At 48.4% G+C, this 25,088-nt stretch carries 21 protein-coding genes and 1 tRNA gene; 14 read left to right on the forward strand and 8 right to left on the reverse strand.

Annotated elements, in window-relative coordinates:
- Positions 1–190: 190 nt before the first annotated feature.
- Complete coding sequence (locus AX755_RS23345) at positions 191–1,417, reverse strand: hypothetical protein (protein ID WP_040117035.1); 1,227 nt, start codon at positions 1,415–1,417, stop codon at positions 191–193.
- A gap of 365 nt (positions 1,418–1,782) precedes the next feature.
- Here AX755_RS23345 and AX755_RS23350 point away from each other — a divergent pair, with 365 nt between their 5' ends.
- The 11 genes from AX755_RS23350 to AX755_RS23400 all read left to right on the forward strand — a co-directional run bounded on the left by AX755_RS23350 (position 1,783) and on the right by AX755_RS23400 (position 12,964).
- Complete coding sequence (locus AX755_RS23350; protein ID WP_023305185.1) at positions 1,783–1,986, forward strand: helix-turn-helix transcriptional regulator; 204 nt, start codon at positions 1,783–1,785, stop codon at positions 1,984–1,986.
- Positions 1,987–2,335: 349 nt separating this feature from the next.
- Positions 2,336–3,358, forward strand: a complete 1,023-nt coding sequence (locus AX755_RS23355; RefSeq protein ID WP_040117036.1) for a YagK/YfjJ domain-containing protein — start codon at positions 2,336–2,338, stop codon at positions 3,356–3,358.
- Positions 3,359–4,330: 972 nt separating this feature from the next.
- Positions 4,331–5,809: a SulP family inorganic anion transporter gene (locus AX755_RS23360; RefSeq protein ID WP_032620715.1), complete on the forward strand. Its 1,479-nt coding sequence runs from the start codon at positions 4,331–4,333 to the stop codon at positions 5,807–5,809.
- Positions 5,810–5,827: 18 nt separating this feature from the next.
- Positions 5,828–6,655 (forward strand): universal stress protein, encoded by an 828-nt coding sequence (locus tag AX755_RS23365; protein WP_040117037.1) that lies wholly within the window; start codon positions 5,828–5,830, stop codon positions 6,653–6,655.
- 182 nt (positions 6,656–6,837) lie between these two features.
- The gene (locus AX755_RS23370; RefSeq protein WP_040117038.1) at positions 6,838–8,043 is read left to right on the forward strand and encodes an MFS transporter; all 1,206 of its coding nucleotides are present in this window, start codon (positions 6,838–6,840) and stop codon (positions 8,041–8,043) included.
- 451 nt (positions 8,044–8,494) lie between these two features.
- The gene (locus AX755_RS23375) at positions 8,495–8,818 is read left to right on the forward strand and encodes an ArsR/SmtB family transcription factor (protein WP_032620711.1); all 324 of its coding nucleotides are present in this window, start codon (positions 8,495–8,497) and stop codon (positions 8,816–8,818) included.
- 1 nt (position 8,819) lies between these two features.
- On the forward strand, positions 8,820–9,533 hold the full coding sequence (arsH, locus tag AX755_RS23380; RefSeq protein ID WP_040117039.1) for an arsenical resistance protein ArsH: 714 nt from the start codon (positions 8,820–8,822) through the stop codon (positions 9,531–9,533).
- Between the two features lie 8 nt (positions 9,534–9,541).
- Positions 9,542–10,087: a sigma-70 family RNA polymerase sigma factor gene (locus AX755_RS23385; RefSeq protein ID WP_040117040.1), complete on the forward strand. Its 546-nt coding sequence runs from the start codon at positions 9,542–9,544 to the stop codon at positions 10,085–10,087.
- Between the two features lie 75 nt (positions 10,088–10,162).
- Positions 10,163–10,525, forward strand: coding sequence for an arsenic metallochaperone ArsD family protein (locus AX755_RS23390; RefSeq protein WP_032620707.1), 363 nt, complete (start codon positions 10,163–10,165; stop codon positions 10,523–10,525).
- 20 nt (positions 10,526–10,545) lie between these two features.
- The gene (arsA, locus tag AX755_RS23395) at positions 10,546–12,303 is read left to right on the forward strand and encodes an arsenical pump-driving ATPase (RefSeq protein WP_032620704.1); all 1,758 of its coding nucleotides are present in this window, start codon (positions 10,546–10,548) and stop codon (positions 12,301–12,303) included.
- Between the two features lie 124 nt (positions 12,304–12,427).
- Complete coding sequence (locus AX755_RS23400; RefSeq protein WP_032620703.1) at positions 12,428–12,964, forward strand: GNAT family N-acetyltransferase; 537 nt, start codon at positions 12,428–12,430, stop codon at positions 12,962–12,964.
- Positions 12,965–12,998: 34 nt separating this feature from the next.
- Here AX755_RS23400 and arsC read toward each other — a convergent pair whose 3' ends face one another.
- From arsC to arsR, 5 genes are read right to left on the reverse strand one after another with little or no spacing between them, the layout of a single operon-like run.
- Positions 12,999–13,424: a glutaredoxin-dependent arsenate reductase gene (gene arsC, locus AX755_RS23405; protein ID WP_032620702.1), complete on the reverse strand. Its 426-nt coding sequence runs from the start codon at positions 13,422–13,424 to the stop codon at positions 12,999–13,001.
- A 12-nt stretch (positions 13,425–13,436) separates the two neighbouring features.
- Complete coding sequence (gene arsB, locus AX755_RS23410) at positions 13,437–14,726, reverse strand: arsenite efflux transporter membrane subunit ArsB (RefSeq protein ID WP_045614486.1); 1,290 nt, start codon at positions 14,724–14,726, stop codon at positions 13,437–13,439.
- A gap of 47 nt (positions 14,727–14,773) precedes the next feature.
- On the reverse strand, positions 14,774–16,525 hold the full coding sequence (arsA, locus tag AX755_RS23415; protein ID WP_040117042.1) for an arsenite efflux transporter ATPase subunit ArsA: 1,752 nt from the start codon (positions 16,523–16,525) through the stop codon (positions 14,774–14,776).
- 17 nt (positions 16,526–16,542) lie between these two features.
- The gene (arsD, locus tag AX755_RS23420; protein WP_040117043.1) at positions 16,543–16,908 is read right to left on the reverse strand and encodes an arsenite efflux transporter metallochaperone ArsD; all 366 of its coding nucleotides are present in this window, start codon (positions 16,906–16,908) and stop codon (positions 16,543–16,545) included.
- 47 nt (positions 16,909–16,955) lie between these two features.
- Positions 16,956–17,306 carry an As(III)-sensing metalloregulatory transcriptional repressor ArsR gene (gene arsR / locus AX755_RS23425; RefSeq protein ID WP_040117044.1) on the reverse strand — a complete coding sequence of 117 codons (351 nt, stop codon included), beginning with the start codon at positions 17,304–17,306 and terminating at the stop codon, positions 16,956–16,958.
- A 205-nt stretch (positions 17,307–17,511) separates the two neighbouring features.
- On the opposite strand from arsR, the gene AX755_RS23430 reads away from it, so the two are divergent.
- Both AX755_RS23430 and AX755_RS23435 read left to right on the forward strand, forming a co-directional pair.
- Positions 17,512–19,212 (forward strand): ATP-dependent nuclease, encoded by a 1,701-nt coding sequence (locus AX755_RS23430; RefSeq protein ID WP_040117045.1) that lies wholly within the window; start codon positions 17,512–17,514, stop codon positions 19,210–19,212.
- Position 19,213: 1 nt separating this feature from the next.
- Entirely contained in the window at positions 19,214–20,839 is a 1,626-nt protein-coding gene (locus tag AX755_RS23435) for a UvrD-helicase domain-containing protein (protein WP_040117046.1), read from the forward strand.
- Positions 20,840–20,934: 95 nt separating this feature from the next.
- Here the strand turns inward: AX755_RS23435 and AX755_RS23440 are convergent, their stop codons facing one another.
- On the reverse strand, positions 20,935–22,158 hold the full coding sequence (locus AX755_RS23440) for a tyrosine-type recombinase/integrase (RefSeq protein ID WP_040117047.1): 1,224 nt from the start codon (positions 22,156–22,158) through the stop codon (positions 20,935–20,937).
- A gap of 162 nt (positions 22,159–22,320) precedes the next feature.
- Positions 22,321–22,415, reverse strand: a tRNA-Sec gene (locus tag AX755_RS23445).
- A 328-nt stretch (positions 22,416–22,743) separates the two neighbouring features.
- Between AX755_RS23445 and yicI the strand changes: the two genes are divergently transcribed.
- Complete coding sequence (yicI, locus tag AX755_RS23450; RefSeq protein ID WP_062857557.1) at positions 22,744–25,062, forward strand: alpha-xylosidase; 2,319 nt, start codon at positions 22,744–22,746, stop codon at positions 25,060–25,062.
- Positions 25,063–25,088: the final 26 nt, after the last annotated feature.

The raw sequence follows: 25,088 nt of genomic DNA on the forward strand, positions 1-25,088 counted from the left end.
ACGCTTCTTCATGGGGATGTCCTCATGTGGCTTATGAAGACATTACTAACATCGGGGTGTACTAATCAACGGGGAGCAGGTCAGCACGGCTTCATGTGGGTAATATAGATGTGAAATGATCTGGAATACTTTCAAGGAACTTTTATGGGGTAATTTATACTAAGTTATAAGTTCACCAGTTGCCCACAGACTAATTCATCTCCTGTAATTTATTTCTGATTATTTTTATTTTTTTTCTTTTACGGGTAAGGTATGTATCCCTGGCACGCTTAAACTGGTTATATAGTTCGGGTTCCAAGAAAGTTCCTCCAACATAGAAAATCCAGACTGCATGGATAGCTAAATATGTTTCTCTTGGTGTCGATGGCTGAATGATCTCAAATGCATCATGCCAGCCAATTCTGTTAATACTGGATAGAGAACTGCCGTTTTCCGGAGAAAGGTCTATGGTTTTGTAACTCACCTTTTTTATGCCACTTTCATGCTCTGAACTCTTGTCATTATCGGCGTCATTGTTAGCTGATTTATTGTAATCCTCCTGTGCCGTACTTTCTGACATATTCTTATTGCAGATGCCATCTTTGTCATCAGCAGAACGTATTGAGAGTGAATAATCTTCACCAGATAATTTAATGCCCCCCTCTGGCGCTTCTGTGCCTTGAATGTAAACACGCTTCCTCATGGATGGTTTATTTTTCATATAGTCCCAGGCCCACTGGCATAGACCTGTATTTTCCACGGGGATATTTAACTTACGTTTTGCTTTAAACTTAACATCCCATTGAGACCTTATGTTTTTTATAAATGATAATTTATCAATGAAGTATGATGGAACCAGATCCATGAAATACAGGATAGAGTTATAACGTTCTTTGTGTGATGCGGGATGTACATGCAGCGAGTTTATTTCTGAAAGAAAAGGTTCTGATGCAATTGCATGCTGAATATTTTGGCTAAAATTATCAAGACCTGACAGGCCAACCAGAGAATGGACATTGCTAAATTTTTGTGGCGCAACCTCCTGTTGAATATTGAGCATTTCAGAAGATAGTTGAGGGTAGTGTTTTTTAATACTTAGCCAAACAAAATAACAAGCATGCTCATTTTTCCTGAACCATTCAAACTCTGATTCTGGAAGAAGTGAGTCAAGAAAAATTTCTATTTTTCTTTCATAATGAAGTATCGCGTCAAGGACACCTGAATAATAGTCGCTGACAATTTCAGATAATAGTAAAGAGGCATCCCGTATATTCATTCGGTAAATTGAATTTATTCTTTTCATGTTTTTTAGAGGTGAGGAACGGTAGCGATCGATCATAGATTTATTTTCCATTACAAACCAATAAAAAACGGATAATTCTCTTTTCGTTTTTATTTTTAGCCTGTAATCCTCATTCTTTCCTTTGCTTAAATTCATCTTTTACCTCTTTGAGTGCCGGTCTCAACTTACAGCATATCCATTATTTTTATACTGATACTAGATGTAGTGTATCACGTAGTCAACAAGTAGATTTTTCGTAGTTTTTTTGTAGTGTTTTTTTTGATGAAACGTCCAGCAATACTGACAAATTACATAGAAAGTGGCTTTTTATAGACAGAGATGTAAGGAGAGTTTCCTTATCGCAATAGTGAAAGGCCGTAACCTGTCCCTGCATGCTTTCAGTAATGACTCTTCAACCACTATGGAGACTCTCCATAGAAATGTAAATCCATACATACCTGACCTATCCATTTGAAAGGATGCCCCCCAGCGTCCTCATGTTAAATTCTTTTGGAGAAGTCATGAAAGAGATTGATATTTATAAAGACCGGTTCGTTGATATGGTTTTCATTACCGAGCTGACCAATCTGTCTGATAAGTGGTTTTATAAAATGGCACAGCAAGGGAAATTTCCAAAACCTGTAAAGTTTGGCCGCAGTTCCCGCTGGATTGAACGTGAAGTAAAAGAATGGTTAGAAGCCCGCATTAATGACTCGAGAGTATAAAGAAAATTAAATATAGTGATAAGAAGGTCACTAACTTTACACCATGCTTTTATACTTCCGTGCCTTGTTGCACATGGGTTTTATGTGATTTATAAAGGCGGTTTATTTATTATTGTATTTAATTCATTATCAATTATTCATTAATACACTCAATCATCAAACAATATCACCCCATTTAAACACTTTATACCCATCTCATTGAGGTGTTATACACTTATACTTTGTTATTACACAGATGCTACCTCTGATATAACTATTCATACTGAATATTAGACAAAGACACTCATCCAATAACCACACTAATACATTGCCGGTCAGCAATGGCTGACCGGTCTCAGAGAAATACATTATGGCCTTACCAGAATCATTCCTGTTATCTCATGCTGAATATCACATTGAGAATAACACTCCCTATGTCACCATATCCGATGACAATGAATTCAGATTCAGATTAGAACAACTGGACAGTTGTCTTAAAACTATCAGCAGAGGACGTAAGTTACCTTTCGCTATTCTGTATAACCGTTCAGGATACAAAGAGAGTGCTGAGTCAGTCACCATTCTTGATGCCATCCGTTATCTCAATATGTTGCCACAAGATGCAATGAAAGTACGAATAGCTAATCCACGTATAGCTACCTTCCAGCGTTTATTTACTAGCGCCGATTTATACTCGCGTGTCCATAACGGGAAAATAGCAGGGGCAGACACTGTTACCACAGCAGAAATGCTGAATAAGCTGATACAGGATTACCGATTTACTGTGAGCCAGGCAGGATTTAAAAAAGCATGCAGAAAGTACCAGAGGGCTTCGGTTAAAAATCTGAAAGGAGTGATGAATTACATCAGACATCTGCAGGAGCGTCATTCCCGGCTGCTGGTCTTGCGGGTTGATTTATCATGGGCAAATGAGCACAAAGCTGATATCACTGCTGATGATGCCCGTAAGCACCGTCAGCAGCTGTTTCGCAATATGCAAAAGAATCCAATCTTTCGCCATGTCCTCGGGACGGTATGGAAACTGGAATATGGCTCACAACGTAAATTTCATTACCACATGCTATTTATCTTAAATGGTAATAAGGCACAACAGGATGGCGTGATTGCTCATGCTTTCGGGAGATACTGGAATGAAACTATTACTAAAGGTAAAGGCATGTTCTACAACTGCAACGCTTACAAAGAGCGTTATGAGGACTGCTGCCTCGGCAAACTGAAACGCGGTGACAGTAGTAAGGACAAAGGGTTACTTAAGGCGCTAAGTTACATCACCAAAATCGATGCCTGTGCACGTCTGGTTCTTCCGGGTAATGCCAGAACCTTTGGTCGCGGAGAAGTACGTTCATTGAAAAAAGGAAGAGAGCATAAATAGGCCGGTAAACCTAACCTGTTGTAATCGTCGATAATGCTGCCTTCCCCCCTTCTATCTACAAAGCCAGCTAACCATGCTGGCTTTTTTCATTTGTTACGGAGTTCATGATGAATTACTTCGTCTTAGCCACTCACGCCGTCACCGTAGATGGTGAATGGGTTATACCAGAATCTGTTCAACAGGTTGATTTTGATTCATTGCTTTGTATTTACTGCAAACTGCAGATCGGTGTTCAGTTTGATCCTCTGACATCTACAAGAACGTTTGTGCACATACCGAGGCATATCAACAATGTTGCTCGGCTTAAAACATGTCGATTTAGCAAGCTCCAAACAGTACCAGAACAAAACTCGCCAAAAACTATCCCGCCTTCAGAAATGCGCCTTCGACCTACTAGGGGTCGGTTTGGATATCGAAAATTATTGTACGTTAAGGGTGTTTTTTGGCCTTACTACTTTAGCTGGCCTTAGCCGACGAAACGTCCGTTGTGGGCTGTAAGTTCAATGGGTCAACGCAACACTAAACTTCAATTCCTGTATCTCTCATGTCAGGCATATTGAAATGACCGGCAATACCTGACAAAAGGAAGCGAAATGGTGCTGATTTATACCGGTTATAGCGTGCTTTGTGGGCATCCTTTATCTTCCGAACATTGACCCCGTTTACGTTTCGTGTAGAGTAAAAAGGCTTTTAGCCGGGGAATGTCTGATTTTTATCAGCCCGGCGGGCATTCGTGACCAGTGCTGAAAGCTCATGCAGCCGGTCTTTCTGGTTCCTTAAGGTGCATAAGCCCCCCGTAAAGGAGTTATAAAAAAACCATCATGCGTATTACGCCACCATAAGTCGTCCCCCTCTCTGTCGCACTGAGTGACCTCAGTCGCGCACTCAAAAGCATCCCGTCTGCGGATGTGCTTTTTCGTACATAAACTTTGCCTTCACGGGCTGACTGTCTTCAAAAACTGAGAAACTACTATGTTGCTGTCCTCGACGCGTAAGGACTGGCTGGGTAACGTCCGTGGTGACGTCCTCGCCGGTATTGTGGTCGCGCTCGCGCTTATTCCGGAAGCGATCGCCTTTTCCATCATCGCTGGCGTAGATCCGCAGGTCGGTCTCTACTCCGCCTTCTGTATTCCCCTGGTTATGGCCTTCTTTGGTGGCCGCCCGGCGATGATTTCGTCCGCCACCGGTGCGATGGCGCTGTTGATGATTACGCTGGTAAAAGACCACGGCCTGCAGTACCTGCTTGCCGCCTCGGCACTGACCGGCGTTCTTCAACTGATTGCCGGCTACCTGAAGCTCGGCAGCCTGATGCGCTACGTGTCCCGCTCGGTGGTCACCGGCTTTGTGAACGCGCTGGCGATACTGATATTTATGGCGCAGCTGCCGGAACTCACCAACGTAACCTGGCACGTATATGCTCTGACCGCTGCCGGTCTTGGTATAATCTATCTTTTCCCGTACCTGAATAAAACCATCCCCTCTCCCCTGGTCTGCATCATCGTGCTGACCGCCATTTCCATGTGGCTGCACCTCGACGTGCGCACCGTGGGCGATATGGGCAAACTGCCGGACAGCCTGCCGGTATTCCTCATTCCTGACATCCCGCTTAACCTTGACACGCTGCGGATTATTTTGCCGTATTCAGCCGGGCTTGCCGTGGTGGGGCTGCTGGAGTCGATGATGACCGCAACCATCGTGGACGACATGACCGACACGCCAAGCGACAAGAACCGTGAGTGCAAGGCGCAGGGTATTGCCAATATCTGCACCTCGTTCATCGGCGGCATGGCGGGCTGCGCCATGATTGGTCAGTCGGTGATTAACGTGAAGTCCGGCGGACGTGGGCGTCTTTCCACGCTCACGGCGGGCGTGGTGCTGCTGTTAATGGTGGTATTTCTGCGCCAGTGGGTGTCACAGATACCGATGGCGGCCTTGGTTGCGGTGATGATTATGGTTTCCATCGGCACCTTCTCCTGGCGCTCCATCAGCAACCTGCGCTCTCATCCGTTCTCAACCAGCGTGGTGATGCTGGCAACCGTGGTGGTGGTGGTGGCCACCGATAACCTGGCATTTGGCGTGCTGACCGGCGTGCTGATTGCCGCGCTGAACTTCGCCACCAAGGTCGCCCGCTTCATGGCAGTCTCCTCTGAGCTGAAGGGCGATACCCGGACCTACACCGTGACTGGCCAGGTCTTCTTTGCCTCGTCTGACCGGTTTACCAGCCACTTCGACTTCCGCGAGGCGCTGGAGCGCGTGGTGATCGACGTGACGCACGCCCACTTCTGGGACATTACATCGGTCAGTGCCCTGGACCGCATCGTGATCAAGTTCCGCCGCGAGGGCACGGAGGTGGAAATCAGGGGCATGAACGACGCAACCCGCACTATCGTTGACCGCTTTGGCGTGCATGACAAGCCCGAAGAAGTTGAAAAGCTGATGGGCGGCCATTAATCCACAGGAGAATTCATCATGAATAACACCGTTATTGCCTGCGTGGACGGTTCGCCGTCAACCCGTTCGGTCTGTGAGTATGCGGCCTGGGCGGCCGGGAAACTGGACGTGCCCCTTGCCCTGATGCACGTGCTGGAAAAAAATGACCCTCCCGCTGTGTCCGACCTGACCGGCACCATCGGTATCGACAGCCGGGAGCAGCTGACTGAAGAGCTGGTCCGCATCGAGGGCGAGCGCAGCCGCCTGATGATGGCACAGGGAAAGGCCGTGCTGACTGACTGTGCGGCGCTGCTGAAGCAGGCCGGACAGCCGGAGGTCCAGCTGATGCAAAAGAACGGCGCGCTGGATGAGATCCTGGCAGAGCTGGGCGATATCCGTCTGATGGTGCTGGGCCGCAGAGGCTCCCGGAATCCGGTTGGCAGCCACCTGGAAAGCGTCATCCGGCTGCAGAAGCGACCGGTGCTGGTCGTGCCGGAAACCTTTTCGACGCCGTCACGGGTCATGTTTGCGTATGACGGCAGTGAGGCGAGCCGGGAAAACCTGATGCGCCTGACCGTCAGCCCGCTCCTGAGCGGTCTGACCTGCCATCTTGTCATGGTTAACGGCGAAGCGTCGACGCTGCAGGATGCACAGGCGATCCTGCAGGAGGCTGGTATCGTCACGGCAGCCCAGCTACTGGAGGATAAATCTGTCACCGGCGCGTTATGCCGGTATGCCGATGAGAATGGCATCGACCTGACGGTGATGGGGGCTTATGGGCATTCACGGTTGCGGCGATTCTTTATCGGCAGCCACACCACTGAGATGCTCTCAGAAAGTCGCCAGGCTCTGCTGATGCTGCGATGAAGCGCACGGGCCTGTCTTTCAGGCCCGTCTTATGCCATCTGAAAGAAGTGCGGCGCAGCCCGCTGCGCCTGCGTTAGCTATCATTCAGGCTCTGTAAAAGCCGCAGTAATCAGGCTGGCTGGATCAGCGTGCCTGATTAATACGCGGGCTTTACGGGATAAGAGCCAGTACACAGGGAAAATATGCGTCAGCTATTTCGTTTTATGTTTCAGCACGGCAGCCATCTGATTTTTGGCGCGATCCTGATGGCCATGTCGAGCTTTGGACAGACCTACTTTATTTCGCTTTACGGTCAGGAATTCAGGCAGACTTTTGGACTCAGCGATGGCGGACTGGGCGGGCTGTACGCCATCGGCACCGTGATGAGCGCGGTGACGCTGACCTGGGCAGGCAGGCTGATTGACTACACGACCACCCGGCGTTTTACGCTGGCCGTTACTCTGCTGTTGACCATTGCCTGCCTGCTGATATCAGGTGCGCAGGCGGCATGGATGCTCGGCATTGGTTTTTATTTTCTTCGTTTTGGTGGTCAGGGCCTGATGGTGCATACCGCGCTTACGGCGACGGCGCGCCAGTTTCCACTCGATGCAGGCAAGGCGCTCGGGGCCATTGCGCTGGGATTATCGCTGGCGCAGGCTGTTTTCCCTGTCGTGGCGGTGCAGATAAGTAATCTGACAGGCTGGCGTCTCGCATGGAGCCTCAACGCCGCCATTCTTATCGCCGGCATCGCGATCGCGCTGATGTTCCTGCCGCGCGGTCGGGAAGCCCCGCTGCGAAACTTCAGAAATCGGGGCGAGGCGGTGATAAAGGAAGCGTCCATATGGAAAAACCGCAACCTCCTGCTGGCGCTGCCGGTCGTTCTCGCCTCGCCATTTATCACCACCGGCTTCTTTTTTCATCAGGCCAGGCTTGCAGAGGAAAAGGGCTGGGCACTGTCGTGGGTGGCAGTGTGGTTTATCGCCTACGCTCTGACTCAGGCCGTATCGCTGCTCTCTTTCGGACCTATGATCGACAGACTGACGCCGCGCCGGCTGCTCCCCTGGTTCCTGATGCCGCAGGCGGTCGCCATGTCTGCGCTCTGGCTCAGCAACGGCCAGTGGGTGACGCCTTTTTACCTCATCATGACCGGCATATCCTCGGCGATCGCCTCAACGCTCGCCACCGCGCTCTGGGTACAGCTCTTTGGTCCGGCGCAGCTGGCGAGGGTGCGATCGGCGGTTGAAGCCGGGATGGTAGTAGTCAGCGGGGCATCACCGGTAATTATGGGCGTGCTCATTGACCACCAAGTGACGCTGCGACTGCAGGCGATGCTCTGTCTGATTTACATTGTCAGTGCCAGCCTGCTCGCAACCCGCATCAAAGCAGATGTGCCGGATATAAACTTCTAGGCCGACGCGGTACATGAGACCAGTGAATTCAGTAAAATTCGATTCTGAATAAGGTGTAAATCGCATGGATAATCCAGGCACTCCAGAGCTTGATGGAATATCCGAACGTCCGCTTTTCGCGGTGAGTTTAACGTGATCAAGCCCCTACCACAGCTCAGGAGTACAAAAAATCACCTTAACGTACAATAATTTTCGATATCCAAACTGACCCCTACTAACACGACGATACGGCAATGGCGATGCTGCTGGTGAGATATTGGCTGGCATGGGGACAAGGTTTGTCCGAAATGTAGCGACTTGATTTATGTGTTAGACGTTTAAGAGACAGTTTCGGTCGGTAGAGTTCGTAGATTAAATCTGAGCGTGCCGACATCGACCATTGCCCCTCTTTTACCAGGGAAGGAAATTAGATATATTTCTACAATTCCGGAAATATAGAAATGAGATACAAATGGAGCTTTCAAAAGCAGCAGATACCCTGAAGGAGCTGGGGCATCCTACGCGCCTGAGCGTGTACAGAGAATTGGTTAAAGCCGGACATGAAGGGTTACCGGTTGGTGAACTGCAGAAGCGGCTCGAAATCCCAGCGTCTACGTTGAGCCATCATCTTTCCTCGTTGATATCAGTTTCTTTGGTACGCCAGGAACGTCAGGGCAGAACGCTTTTTTGCCACGCTCGATATGAAAACCTTGAAGCTCTGATTACCTTCCTGACAGAAGAATGCTGCTCAGGGACTGACAACTGCCTCACCATGCCCCAGAAAACGGAGAAGTAAAATGACAGGTGATCTTAAGAATGTTGATGCGGGTTTGTTCGACACCTCAATCACAGAAGCAAGATTCGGTGTTCCTGCCGTTCCTCATCCGCCGCGAATCCTCATGCTATACGGCTCTGTACGTGAACGCTCTTACAGCCGATTGGCAACGGAAGAAGCGGCAAGATTGCTGACAGCCATGGGCGCAGAGGTTCGGATCTTCAGTCCCTCAGGCTTGCCTCTTCCTGATGATGCGCCTGACTCGCATCCTAAAGTCATGGAACTGCGCGAGCTGGTTCGTTGGTCCGAAGGGATGGTGTGGTGTTCCCCTGAACGCCATGGTGCGATGACCGGCATCATGAAAGCCCAGATTGATTGGATACCGTTATCAGAAGGCGCTGTTCGCCCTTCGCAGGGTAAGACACTGGCCGTTATGCAGGTCTGCGGTGGCTCTCAGTCTTTCAATGCCGTAAACCAGATGCGAATTCTTGGCCGCTGGATGCGGATGATCACCATCCCGAATCAGTCCTCTGTGGCAAAAGCCTGGCAGGAATTTGATGAAGATGGACGAATGAAACCGTCGTCTTATTACGACAGGATCGTGGATGTGATGGAAGAACTGGTGAAATTTACTCTGCTGACCCGAGGTAACTCCGCCTATCTCGTTGATCGCTACAGCGAACGAAAAGAGTCTGCAGAAGAACTTTCACGGCGGGTTAATCAGAGCAAAATTTGAGGGCTGGTATGAGTGATGTAACGGCATTCAACAACTGCATGAGCGTGTTCTGGCGGCTACATGAAGCAGAACTATCTCGCTTTCTGACATCGAAGACAGGTGATAGCGAAAAAGCAGCAGACCTTCTGCAAGAGCTATTCCTGCGTGCCCGCGCTCATTCAGACAGTTTCTGCGAAATGGAGAATCCGCGAGCCTGGCTGTATCGGGCGGCGAGGAATCTGCTGATTGATGAGTACCGCACCACCAGGGAATTCGTTGAGCTGGAAGATGATGCCCCATTAACTGATGCATCCCCTGATGCAATCTCAACGCTGGATATTTGCCTGCCTGAAACATTGCAGGCATTACCTGAAGATGAGCGGTGGTTGATTGAAGAATCCGACCTTAACCGGCGTCCCCAGCAGTCCCTGGCCGATGAACTGGGAATCACGCTTACGGCGTTTAAATCCCGACTACTTCGGGCCAGAAAACACCTGAAAGAGACGATGACAGAACTTTGTCAGATTGAGGCGGATGACACGTCTTCCGTCTGCTGCCACAAAAAAATGAATTAATCGCGCATCTTTTCCCCACCACCTTCGTTTACCTCAGTGTAAAGCCAAATGACTAAACACTGAGGTAAACAGTCCATGTCAAAAATTGAGATCTTTGAAGCAGCAGGCTGCTGTGCAACCAGCAGCGTTGTAGTCAGTGACGAAGCCGTCAAATGGAACGCCAGCGCCGAATGGGCGAAAAAGAATGGCGTTGATATACAGCGCTACAGCCTTGCGAAGAACCCGCAGCAGTTCCTGAATTCGCCGGTCATTAAAGAGTTTCTGAACACATCAGGGATGGAGTCTCTCCCTGTCACATTGCTCGACGGCAAACTCGTGATGGCAGGCAAACTCCCGACTCGTGAAGATATCGCCCGTTGGGCAGGTATTCCGCTTAGTCAGGACTGGAGTGAAGACAGCACGCAACCACGCTGCTGCAGCATTCCACGTATGCCTTAATTCCAGAGGAGCAATCACTGATGAATATGCCATTTTTGAAAGACATTCCCCCGTTCATCTTCTTCACTGGCAAAGGTGGCGTGGGTAAAACATCCCTGGCCTGTGCTACTGCGGTATGGCTGGCCGATCAGGGTAAGAGAACGCTTCTGGTGAGTACCGATCCGGCTTCCAATGTCGGCCAAGTCTTTAGCCAGACTATCGGCCACCGAATCACAGATATCAGTACCGTAGAAAATCTTGCCGCGATGGAAGTTGATCCGATGGCTGCAGCACAGGCATATCGTGACCGAGTACTCGACCCGGTTCGCGGGCTGATGCCAGCCGATGTGGTCAGCAGCATTGAAGAACAGCTCTCCGGTTCATGCACTACGGAAATCGCGGCATTTGATGAGTTTACTGGTCTTCTTACCAACCATGAGTTGCGGGAAAAGTATGACCATATCGTATTTGATACTGCGCCAACCGGTCATACCATCCGTATGCTTGAGTTGCCGGGGGCCTGGAGCGGTTATCTCGAAGCGAACCCTGATGCCGCCGCTAACCTCGGGCCGCTGGTGGGGCTGGAGAAACAACAGCACCAGTACTCAGACGCGGTTAAGGCGCTGTCTGATGCAGCTCTCACGCGCTTGGTTCTGGTTGCCCGAGCCCAAGCTTCAACACTGAAAGAAGTCTCTCATACGCACGATGAGCTTTCTGCTATCGGTTTGCAGCATCAACACCTTGCCATTAATGGCGTGCTGCCGCCGTTTGCGGGTGAAAATGATCCACTGGCGCAAAGTATTCTGGCTCGAGAAGAAAAAGCATTACAGGCAATGCCAGAGAACCTGGCGAACCTTCCCCGCTCGCAGCTGTATCTGAAGCCATTTAATCTGGTCGGTCTGGAAGCCCTGCGTCAGTTATTTACGGAGAACAAAGCCTCGCTGCCGCTCCCTGCTACCACGCTGGATACTTTGGATTTACCGAAACTTGCCTCTCTGGTAGATGAACTCAGCCTGGCAGGTAAAGGTCTGGTAATGACGATGGGTAAAGGCGGTGTGGGCAAAACGACTGTTGCAGCATCGGTGGCTGTATCGCTGGCAAAACGAGGCCATAAAGTTCATCTGACCACGTCCGATCCGGCAGCACATCTGTCTTATACGCTGGATGGCTCGTTACCAAACCTTCAGGTCAGCCGTATTGACCCGAAAGTTGAGACAGAACGCTATCGTCGCTTTGTTCTGGAAAATCAGGGGAAAGGGTTAGATGCAGAAGGGCTGGCGGTGCTGGAGGAAGATCTCCGCTCGCCATGTACTGAAGAGATCGCGGTATTCCAGGCATTCTCGCGGATCATCAAAGAGGCAGACGATCATTTTGTCATTATGGACACTGCGCCAACAGGTCACACTCTTCTGCTACTGGATGCAACAGGAGCCTATCACCGGGAAATGGTGCGCCAGATGGGGCAAACGCATGACCATGTGTTGACGCCAATGACGCAATTGCAGGACCCGGAGAAGACGAAGGTGATTATCGTGACGCTTGCCGAAACGACACCTGTACTGGAAGCGGCAAATCTGCAGCAGGATTTGCGCCGGGCCGGAATTGAACCATGGGCATGGGTAATCAATAGCAGTCTGGCTGCTGCGAAACCGTCCTCACCGTTCCTTGTAACCCGAGCCAGTCGCGAACTGCCGCTGATAAATGAAGTTACAGAGCAGTATGCAAAGCGTATTGCATTAACGCCACTGCAGAATGAAGAGCCCGTGGGTACGGCTTTGCTGGCAGAAATGGCGGGCTAATAGATGGGGCTGCGGCCCCATTTACTGCAGCCAAACTTTTGCTTATACAGATTATAAGTTTAAGTGCTTAACCTGCTGTCGCGAATTCCGGTAGTTTGTAAAACACCATTACTGGAGCAATTCGATGCACATTATTAAAGCTGAAGAACAGCACATTACCGCGATACGCAATATCTATGCTCACCATGTTATGCATGGTACAGGTAGCTTCGAAACCGAACCTCCGGATACGCAGGAAATGCTTAACCGGCTGAGGAGCATTCAGTCTCGGGGATTCCCTTGGTATGTCGCTCTACAGGGCGATACGGTCATCGGCTACTGTTATATTTCCCGTTACCGCGAACGCCATGCCTATCGGTTTACTGTCGAAAATTCGATATATATTGATCCGGCTTATCAGCGACAGGGCGTCGGAAAAGCACTGCTCGATCATGCATTAAAATGGGCCGAATCTCAGGGATATCGTCAGATGATTGCTGTTGTGGGTGACAGCGCTAACGTCGCTTCTGTTGCGCTGCATATCCGCGCAGGATTTACTGAAATAGGCACATTAAAGGACATTGGTTTCAAACATGGCCGCTGGCTTGACACGGTTTTGCTGCAAATGAAACTTGGTGAAGGGAATGGTACTCTGCCAGAAGATTCAGATCTTATGCTCTGAGGCAGGAATAAGGGGGCGTCTGCCCCCTTTATGTTTATTTCAATCGCTTACCTGTTTCATCAACGACTTTCTCGCCGTCTTCCTTAGCAAATGCGCCTTTTTGCGCATCCGGAAGAATATCCAGTACCACTTCGGAAGGGCGGCAAAGGCGCGTTCCCAACGGTGTCACCACAATCGGGCGGTTAATCAGGATCGGATGCTGAAGCATAAAATCGATTAACTGATCGTCAGTAAACTTGTTTTCGGCAAGCCCCAGTTCTTCATAAGGCTCGACATTTTTACGCAGCAGCGCCCGTACTGTAATCCCCATATCTGCGATAAGTTTGACCAACTCATCGCGTGACGGTGGATTTTCAAGGTAATGAATGACGGTCGGTTCATTACCGCTGTTGCGGATCATCTCCAGCGTATTACGCGACGTGCCGCAGGCTGGGTTGTGATAAATGGTGATGTTGCTCATATCGGTATCTCATTACAAAGTGAAAGAGAGACGTAGCGCCAGCGCGGCTAGCGTTACAAACAGCACAGGCAGAGTCATGACGATCCCGGTGCGGAAATAGTATCCCCAGGTGATGGTCATATTCTTCTGTGAAAGAACATGCAGCCAGAGCAGCGTTGCCAGGCTACCAATAGGTGTAATTTTCGGGCCCAGATCGCAGCCAATCACGTTGGCGTAGATCATCGCTTCTTTGATAACTCCTGTTGCGGTGCTTCCATCGATAGAAAGAGCGCCAACCAGCACGGTAGGCATGTTGTTCATGATGGAAGACAGGAAAGCCGTCAGGAAGCCAGTACCCAGCGTCGCAGCCCAGAGCCCTTTATCCGCCAGTACGTTCAGCACACCGGAAAGGTATTCGGTTAGCCCGGCGTTGCGCAGACCGTAGACCACCAGGTACATCCCCAATGAGAAGATGACGATCTGCCATGGCGCACCGCGCAGCACTTTGCCGGTGTTAATGGCATGGCCTCGTTTAGCTACTGCAAACAGGATCACAGCTCCAACAGCCGCAATCGCGCTAACGGGAATACCGAGCGGCTCGAGGACAAAGAACCCAACCAGCAGTAAAATTAAAACTATCCAGCCGGTTCTGAAGGTTGCCAGATCTTTAATCGCCTTTTCCGGTGCTTTCAGGAGAGCCAGGTCGTAAGTCGGTGGAATATCTTTGCGGAAGAACAGATGCAGCATCACCAGCGTGGCGATAATAGCGGCAATATCCACCGGCACCATTACCGACGCATACTCAGTGAAGCCCAGTCCAAAGAAGTCCGCCGAGACTATATTCACCAGGTTCGACACGATAAGCGGCAGGCTGGCCGTATCGGCAATAAAACCGGCAGCCATGACGAATGCCAGCGTGGTGCCTTTGCTGAACCCTAATGCCAGCAGCATGGCGATGACTATCGGCGTCAGAATAAGTGCCGCACCATCGTTGGCAAACAGTGCCGCCACCGCCGCACCGAGCAGAACGATATACGTAAAGAGCAAACGTCCACGACCGTTACCCCAGCGGGAAACGTGCAGCGCTGCCCATTCGAAAAAACCGGACTCATCAAGCAGCAGGCTGATAATAATTACGGCAATAAAGGTCGCCGTCGCGTTCCAGACAATATTCCACACCACCGGAATATCGCCCACATGCACAACGCCTGATATCAGAGCCAGTCCCGCGCCCAGCATTGCACTCCAGCCGATCCCTAATCCCTTCGGTTGCCAGATAACCAAAACAATGGTCAGGACAAAAATAGCGCCTGCCAGTAACATAAAACCTCCTGACAGGGCGACTTTGCCGCCCTGTATATGCCAAAAAATTAATTCATCAACTCTCTAAGCTTTTCAATACCGGCGGGCTCTGACGCCAGCACCGGAACAAGCGCTATACGCTCAGCGTGCTGATTCTTAACAGCCTCAATCTGAGGCCATTCCTGCCGGGCGCGCTGGCAAAGCAACGGAGAACGCGTATCCGCAATGGAAAGGCTGTTATTGATAATCCAGCCCCACGGATCAATCCCCGCTCTTTCAAGGTCAACCTGCAGGTTTGCCGCTTCCAGAACCGGTGTGGTTTCAGGAAGCGTAACAAGCAGAACTTTGGTTCTATCCGGATCCTGAAGCTGCATCATTGGGGTAGTAAAATGACCTTTATTCCCCATTTTTTTGGCAATCTCTCGGTGGTAAGCCCCGGTCGCATCCAGCAGCAACAGCGTGTGTCCGGTAGGGGCGGTATCCATGACAACAAACCGTTTACCCGCTTCACGAATCACCCTGGAAAAGGCCTGAAACACGGCAATCTCTTCAGTACAGGGAGAGCGCAAATCCTCTTCCAGTAGCCGTTTCCCTGCTTCGTCCAGATCTCTTCCCTTCGTCTCAAGAACATGCTGGCGATAGCGTTCGGTTTCATCGTGAGGGTTGATGCGGCTGACCTGAAGGTTTTTGAGGCTGCCGTTCAGCGTTGTACTCAGGTGCGCAGCAGGATCAGAGGTCGTGAGATGCACGTCAAATCCCATGTCTGCCAGCCTTACGGCGATGGCAGCAGCCATTGTGGTTTTCCCTACGCCACCTTTGCCCATCAGCATAATCAGGCCGTGTTCACTGCGAGCGATATCATTGACCAGGCCAGAGAGCGATAAGTTTTCAGGCGTGTATTGGATGTTCGTTACCGGGATCGGTAATGCCTCAGAACCGGTATCCAGCAGTCCCTTCAATGCTGAAACACCAACCATATTGACTGGCTGTAGTAATAGGGTATCTGTCGGTAGCCCAGATAAACCGGCAGGAAGATTTGCCAGTGCCTCCTGCTCACGTTGCCATATCGCAGCTGCCAGGGCGTCATGTTCAGCTTCGGCTTTAGGCAGCACACCATTAATGACCAGATATTGGTTTTTCAGGCCAATTGCGGCGAGTTCTTCATGAGTGCGGGCGACTTCCTGCAGCGTAGATTTTTGTAGTCGCGCAACCAGAACCAGGCGGGTACGTTCAGGATCGGATAACGCCTCTACCGCATGAGCATACTGCTCACGCTGCTTTTCCAGCCCGGCCATTGGGCCAAGACAGGAAGCACCATCTGGATTGCTTTCAATGAAGCTACTCCAGGCACCGGGAAGCTGGAGAAGGCGAATCGTGTGGCCCGTCGGCGCTGTATCAAAAATGATGTGATCGAAGCGGGTCAGCAGGGAAGCGTCTGTTAGCAAGCCAGTGAATTCATCGAACGCTGCAATCTCAGTGGTACAGGCTCCTGAAAGCTGCTCGCTGATACTGTTAACAACGTCATCAGGCAAAAGACCTTTGATAGGATCAACGATTCTGGAGCGGTATTGTTTGGCGGCTTCCTGCGGGTCGATTTCCAGAGCGGAAAGTCCATGAACTGCTGCCACAGGGCGAATGGTGTTACCGATAGCCTGTTCGAATACCTGGCCGACATTGGAGGCTGGATCGGTACTGACCAGCAAAACCCGCTTACCCTGTTCAGCAAGGCGGATTGCCGTCGCGCAGGAAATAGAAGTTTTTCCTACGCCTCCCTTACCGGTAAAAAACAGGTAAGGCGGGATATTCTGTAAGAATTTCATATGTCCTCCTGACATACTCAGCAACAGGAAGTATTACCACCACTACAGCAGCTGGTGGGAGCTAACCCTACCTTCTCCAGCGGTATACCGAACCAGCGAGCCAGCTCAGCGCGTTTTGGGTATCGCCCTGCCATCACCGTTTCACCGTCCAACAGCAGTAGCGGAAGCCCTTCTGCTCCAGATGCTTCGAGGAATGCTTTCGCTTTCTCATTCTGAACAAAGCTCATGGGCTGCTGCGCCAGGTTGTAACGTTCAACCTGTACACCACGTCCTTTCAGCCACTGCACATCAGCAGAAAAATCAACCAGAACCTGATCGACATCTGAGCCACATACGCCGGTACTGCAGCACATTGCCGGGTCAAACACCTTTAACGTTTTCATTCTGAATACCTCACATTCGAAAAATCATATATATTCAGGCAAATTTTTTAGATGCAAACAGCCTTACCGCTACCTGAGCAGTTTGACGATGCCAGCTTACGGGCGATGGCCTGTACGTCGTCCTGTTGGCTTAACCAGGCCTGCTCAATCACCTGAGCGGCCCAGGAAGGAATATGCGGGGATAAGCGGTAGTGAACCCACTTGCCCTGTTTACGGTCCAGCAATAGACCACTTTCCCGGAGCATTGCAAGATGACGGGAGATCTTGGGCTGCGACTGCTCCAGCGCCGCGCAGAGATCGCACACGCACAGCTCTCCCATCTCCCTGAGCAGAAGCACAATGCCCAAGCGGGTTTCATCGGAGAGATTTTTGAACAGTTGTAATGCTATGATTTTCATTAAATTTAACGAGGCCTTGAAATTGTGTTGCTTAAAGAACAGAATCAATGCATATGGTAAATCATATATTTATAATCATAGTAGACCCTTCGTTTCACCAAATCAACTAATAGATCTGCTGCAAAAAATGAGCAAAATTAGGTTGCATACTTTACGTGAAACCTCATTATAAATATGATTTTTTACTTTAAAGAGGGATTTTAAGTTGGAAATATCATATCTGAAACTTAAAGGTTTTAGAAATTTTAAAGATGCACATATCAATTTTAATTCGAACACTCTGATTATCGGAGCTAATGATGTTGGCAAAAGTAATATGCTGCATTCGCTAAGAATGCTATTAGATAAAAGTGTATCAGATTCAGGAATTGAACCAAATGAGCTTGATTTCCATTTAGAAAATGGAAATTCATGTGAAGAGTTTGAGATTATTCTTCATTTTAAAGATATCAATGAAGATGCGGTCCTTTCAATTTTGAAAGGTAATGTCAGTGACTCTGGTGAATCTTTTATCAAGTATGTTGCACAAAAATCTGATCTCAGCTACAAACTTTTTATAGGTGACTCTTTAGAGTCTTTACAAGAAATTAACTCTCGTTATTATCTTAAGTTCGTTAATCTAAAATACATTCAGTCACAACGAGATTTAGAAAGATTTATCCGCAAAGAAAAAAGACAACTCTTAAAAATTGCCCAACAATCATTGAACTCTGATGAAAGAAAAGAAGATGAAGATTTATTAGGAGAGATAAGTACAGATTTGCAGTTGATCAATGATAAGATATCTCAGCTTGTATATGTAGAAAGAGCTACAAAAGAAATCAACGATGAGTTGAAAAAACTTGCACATCATTATTCAGAGTATTCTGTGCAACTAGATACTGGGGCAATTGGAATAAATGATTTTATTGATAATCTACAACTTGGAGCTAATACAAATGGTTCTAACGTAATGCTTGGAGGAGACGGACGGAACAATCAAATATTATTAGCATTATGGAAAGCGAAAAGTATTAAGGAACATGATATCGATAACGAAGTCATCTTCTATGTTATCGAAGAACCTGAAGCACACCTACACCCTCACCAACAAAGAAAATTGGCTGATTATTTGATAGCTGAAATCCCAGGTCAAACGATCATTTCATCACATTCTCCCCAAATAGCGGTAAACTTTGAGCCAGACTCTATAATAAGATTGCTTGACCGTGGGGGACACACTGTAGCCGCAAGTGAAGGATGCTCAAAAGGTATTTCAGATGGCTGGGAGGATATGAGCTATCGGATGAGTATATTACCAGCAGAATCATTTTTTTCAAATGGCGTTTTCTTAATCGAAGGGCCATCCGAAATTTTGTTTTATCATTCCTTAGCTAAAAGTTTGAATATTGACCTAGATTATTTGAATATTTCATTGATTTCAGTTGATGGAATATCATTTAAAATATACGCAGCAATTCTAGATGCTTTAGAAATTCCATGGGTAATGCGCACTGATAACGATGTATCAAAGCTAAAAGATAAAGAAAAGTGGCACTATGCAGGTATTAATCGATGTTTAGATATAGCTGGTATAGAAAAGTTTGAGCATAGCGACAAAAAAATATCTTCTCAAGATACTCTTGCTAACGGTGATTGGCAAAGAGTTTCTGATGAAGTGAATAGATCTGGAATATATTTATCAAAAATTGATTTGGAAACTGATCTTGTAGAAGAATTAGGTGCTTCAATATTAGATGCACTAGATAAAAAAAATAACCAAAGCGCAATAGAATATTTACAAAAGAAAAAAGCAATAAGAATGCGCATACTTCTTAAGAAAATTAAAAATGACCTTGATAAACTTAGTATGGGTGATTTGGTTAAACCGTTACACCATCTTGTAAAAATAGTTAAAGGTGAATGAAATGAGCGTTTTTTCACCAACCACTCAGCAAGCATTAGCCATTGATTACCCTAAAAGTATGGTAATAACAGCATGCCCTGGTAGCGGTAAAACTACAGTTATAAAAGAGAAAATTAGAAATATTACTGGTTGTCTTCCTGAGCATAAAGGAGTCATTGCTATTACTTTCACAAGGAAAGCAAGTGCAGAACTGGAGCGTAGATGTAAGGCCGATGGGCACGATATAAAACATAGTTTTTTTGGTACGATTGATAGCTTTTGCTTAAATGAAATAATCATTCCGTTTCTTCCCAAAATATGGGGTGGCAAACTAACAGAATGTAAAGTACTTAAGAAATTAGATTCTCCATATAAATATTACTTAAAGGAGGATTTTTTTGGAACACCATCAATTGTTAATGTCAATGAAGACGCTGGCTATAAGAGACTGTATGATGAGGGAATGCTGTGGATGAGTTCATTTGCTGCCTTATCTTTAAAAATACTTAATGAATCTCCTGCAGCACAACGATATATAAAAGCGAGATATAGCCATATATTTATAGATGAATATCAAGACTCATCCTTATCACAGCATCAATTATTTTTAAAAATAAATGAGATCGGTTTATGTTCTATTGCTGTTGGTGATGTTTGGCAATCAATTTATGAGTTTCGAGGTGGAAATGCAGAGTTGTTACTTGACTTGGTTAGAGATAAAAGTATTTTTGAACATTTTGAGATAAATTTAAATCATAGATGTCATTCATCAATAATTAATTATGCATCTCGACTACTAGATTCAAATTTCGTATTATTGCCAAGTGAAAGTATTAATGTTTATAGGAAGAGATTGCCTGGAAATCTTAAAGATGTTTCGATGACATTATCATCATGGATTTCAAAATGGTTAAATGTAGGTCAATGGGGCGTGGACCAAGCAAGCCAAATAGCTATTTTTGCAAGAAAAGAACAGTCATTACTATTGCTATGCTCGGGATTGACATCAAATTTTAGGGTTTATATTGATACGCCATTAGATAAATTGGGCACAGAATGTTCAGATTTATATAAAGATCTTCTAGCGTATAGATACAAGGCAATAGGTACTGCGCAAGAATTAATTAATAAAGTATTTGATGGCTTAATCATGAATGACAACCATCAGTTTTCATTAAGGAAAAAAATTAAAATTCTCAGGAGTAATCTAACAGATGAGGAACTAATTAATTACTTCCATGAAATCGCTGGAATGCTAAACATTCAGTTTACTGAATCTAATGATAATGCAGTTTTGGAAATTATATCAGATAGTATGTACTTAAAGCAGTTTATGCCATTAGATAAAAATGAAGTTCAAGTAATGACACTTCACAAGTCTAAAGGACTTGAATTTAAAATAGTATTACATTTGGATATGGATGAATGGTCTTTTCCATATAGATTAGTAAATGAGGTTGATAGAAATATAGCACTTTATCCCAGTCTTCCACAAGAAATAAACCTTCATTACGTTGGTATTACAAGAGCTGAGAAATGCTGCGTATTAATTAATGCAGAGTTACGCCAAAACTCGACTGGTGCATTTAAGAAGTCTGAAGCATCTTACTTTTTTAAATTGCCCCAACTAGAGGGTCTTTATCGTTAGGAAATACTGGTGCATATTTTAATATGCACCATATTTGTTCTTATCTGCTTTAAATACCCACAATGGCTTATACATTAATAAAGATAATTAACACATTACATATTAATGGTTTTTAGGTCTGGAAAGTATATTGAACTATCTCTATCAACAATAAGGTTGTCAAGATAGTTCCCATACCACTGCATCATCTCCCTACGTCCCTCCAAATACTGAGCATGGTTGTAAGTCCCACGTATCGCATTCTTATCCACATGCGCAAGCTGCGTTTCAATCCATGCCGAGTTAAAACCTTCTTCATGGAGGATGGTACTCATCGTGTGGCGGAAACCATGTCCTGTCAGCCTTCCTTTATATCCCAATAACTCAATAACCTGATTAACGCTTTCCTTTGAGATCGGCTTCGTTCGATCGTTACGTCCGACGAATACCAGTGGGTATAGCCCGGTAATAGGTTTAAGTGACTCAAAGAGCTCGACAACCTGATCCGACATCGGAACGATGTGTGGTCGTTTCATCTTCATCACTTCAGCAGGGATCTCCCAAAGCCGCTTTTCAAAATTGATATCCCCCCAGCGGGCAAAACGTAATTCCTGAGTTCGTACCCCTGTAAGCATGATGATTTGAGTCGCAGTCTTGGTAATAACGCTACCGGTGTAACCGGCAAGATCCCTAAGAAAGTGAGGGAGTTCTTCGGCTGTTAGGAATGGAAAATGTGTTTTCTTTGGTGTTGCGAGGGCTGTGGCGAGATCGGGTGCTGGATTGTATTCAGCGCGTCCGGTCACAATCGCATGACGGAATACTTCACCGCAGCGCTGTCTGACTTTGCGCATCTTTTCTAATGCACCACGCTTTTCCATACGACGAAGGGTTTCCAGCAATTCCATGGGCTTAATTTCAGCTATAGGGCGCTTACCGATGTAGGGGAAAATATCCTTTTCAAAGGTATCAATAATTTCATCGCGATAGCGTAATGACCAACGATCCGCTCTCAACTGATGCCATTCACGTGCAATAGCTTCGAAGGTATTTTCATAGTTAAGCTTTTGGGCAATTTTCTCTGCTTTCTTTACTTCACCGGGATCGCTTCCAGCAGACAGCAGCTTTTTCGCAGCATCACGCTTTTCGCGCGCTTGGGCGAGAGAAACCTCGGGATAAACGCCGAAAGCAAGACGCTTTTCTTTACCTGCGTAGCGATACTTTAAACGCCAGTAACGTGAGCCGTTGGTAGTTACTTCAAGGTAGAGGCCTCCACCATCAGATAGCTTATACGGCTTCTCTTTAGGCTTGGCTGTGTCGATTTGTCTGACTGTTAGCTTCATTGGGGGCATCTCAAAATGGGACTATAAATCATGCCCCCCATTATGCCCCCAGAATGCACTTGATTCTGGTAGAGACAGTAGACCTCGGGAGAACATAATCAGCTTTAATTGCGGGTATTATAGGGGATTTACTTGAGACAGTGGAGTTCAGTAGAGGCTAATTGGCGGAAGATCACAGGAGTCGAACCTGCCCGGGAACGCTGGCGTCCCCAACTGGATTTGAAGTCCAGCCACCTCACCGGAGATGACGATCTTCCGCGCCTGCATTGCTACATGGAGGCGGGGCGCATTATAGCTACTTTCAGACATTTACCACATACCCCGACACACTTTTTTCACCTCTCTTTTGACCTGAACACCCCCATTTCAGTTAATTCTTAAGAAAATCCTCAGGTTAGCATTTCGTGCTCCGCGACATTTACCCCGATCACAAAAAACAAGAAACGTAATTTGCTAACCAGAAAACGCAATACTCGCTCCTGAAACAATGGTTTAAAACCTCTGTAACCGGTCTCAGTGCCCGTATCGCCACACGGCAGGCACCTGACGGCCAGCAAAGGATTACAGAACCAGGAGGACGAAAGTATGAAAATCAGTGATGGAAACTGGCTTATTCAACCTGGCCTGACCGTGACGTATCCGGTCCAGGTGTTCGATGTGGAGCAGCAGGGCAATGACCTGGTGGTGTATGTGGCACCGCGCGACGTCCGCGAACGCGCGTGGCAGCTCGATACGTTAATGTTCACCGTCCGGCTCTTCGCACCGCAGGAAGGGATTGTCGGGGTGCGCATCGAGCACTTCCAGGGGGCGCAGGACAAAGGCCCGCACTATCCGCTCAACGTGCTGAAGGACGTAAGGGTCGAGACGGTAAATAACGCCGAATACGCCGAGCTGAAAAGCGGAAATCTCAGCGTGCGCGTCACCAAAGGCGAGTTCTGGGCGCTCGATTTTCTGCGTAACGGCCAGCGGATCACCGGCAGTGAACTGAAAAACAACGGCTACGTGCAGGACAGCAACACGAATCGCAACTATCTGTTCGAACGTCTGGATCTGGGCGTCGGGGAAACGGTTTATGGCCTCGGTGAGCGCTTTACCGCCCTGGTGCGCAACGGTCAGCAGGTCGATACCTGGAACCGCGACGGCGGCACCAGCACCGAGCAGTCCTACAAAAATATTCCGTTCTATCTCACTAACCGCGGCTACGGCGTGCTGGTCAACCATCCGGAAAATGTGTCGTTTGAAATCGGCTCGGAGAAGGTCTCCAAAGTACAGTTCAGCGTGGAGGGCGAATATCTGGAGTATTTTGTGATCGACGGCCCGACGCCAAAAGCGGTCCTGGACCGCTACACGCAGTTCACCGGACGGCCGGCGCTGCCGCCAGCGTGGTCCTTCGGCCTGTGGCTCACCACCTCGTTTACCACTAACTACGACGAAGCGACGGTGAACAGCTTCATCGACGGCATGGCCGAACGCGACCTGCCGCTGCACGTCTTCCATTTTGACTGCTTCTGGATGAAGGCCTTCCAGTGGTGTGATTTTGAGTGGGACCCGGTGACCTTCCCCGATCCAGAAGGGATGATCCGCCGCCTGAAAGAGAAAGGGCTGAAGGTCTGCGTGTGGATCAACCCGTACATCGGCCAGAAATCGCCGGTGTTTAACGAGCTGAAAGAGAAAGGCTATCTGCTGAAGCGCCCGGATGGCAGCGTGTGGCAGTGGGACAAATGGCAGCCCGGGCTGGCGATTTACGACTTCACTAACCCGGACGCGTGCCGGTGGTACGCTGACAAGCTGAAGGGCCTGGTGGAGATTGGCGTGGACTGCTTCAAAACCGATTTCGGCGAGCGTATCCCGACGGATGTGCAGTGGTTTGACGGTTCCGATCCGCAGAAGATGCACAACCATTACGCCTTCATCTATAACGCGCTGGTGTGGAACGTGCTGAAAGAGACGGTAGGCGAGGAGGAGGCGGTGCTGTTTGCGCGCTCGGCGTCCGTCGGCGCGCAGCAGTTCCCGGTGCACTGGGGCGGCGACTGCTATGCCAACTATGAATCCATGGCGGAAAGCTTGCGCGGCGGGCTGTCGATTGGTCTGTCCGGCTTCGGGTTCTGGAGCCACGATATCGGCGGGTTCGAAAACACCGCCCCGGCGCACGTCTACAAACGCTGGTGCGCGTTCGGGCTGTTCTCCAGCCACAGCCGCCTGCATGGCAGCAAATCCTACCGGGTGCCGTGGGCGTACGATGATGAGTCCTGTGACGTGGTGCGCCACTTTACGCAGCTGAAATGCCAGCTGATGCCGTACCTCTACCGTCAGGCGGCGCTGGCACGGGAGTGCGGCACGCCGATGCTGCGGGCGATGATGCTGGAGTTCCCGGACGATCCGGCGTGTGACTATCTCGACCGTCAGTACATGCTGGGGGATGCCTTGATGGTGGCGCCGGTGTTCTCCGAGGCAGGTGAGGTGCAGTTTTACCTGCCGGAAGGTCGCTGGACGCACTTGTGGCACAACGATGAGGTTCAGGGCTGTCGCTGGCATAAGCAGCAGCACGATTTCATGAGCCTGCCGGTTTATGTGCGCGACAATACCCTGCTGGCGCTGGGTAACAACAAGCACAAACCGGACTACGCCTGGAATGAGGGCACGGCCTTCCAGCTGTTTAACCTGGATGAGGGCGCAACGGCGGTGAGCGAGGTGCCTGCGGCTAACGGCTCCGTGGCGTTTACGCTGAAGGCGTCACGTAAGGGCGACACTGTGACCCTTACCGGCGCGGGTGACGCGCGGAACTGGTCGGTATGCTTGCGCAACGTGCAGAAGGTGAGTGGTGTGAAAGGTGGCTCATACGCGGGCAGCGAGTGGGGCGTGGTGGTGAACGCGGAGGGGGATGAGGTGGTGGTTCACCTTTAATTCCCCTCACCCTAACCCTCTCCCCA

This window comes from Enterobacter sp. SENG-6 (genome assembly GCF_001605945.1).
Lineage (GTDB): Bacteria > Pseudomonadota > Gammaproteobacteria > Enterobacterales > Enterobacteriaceae > Enterobacter > Enterobacter cloacae.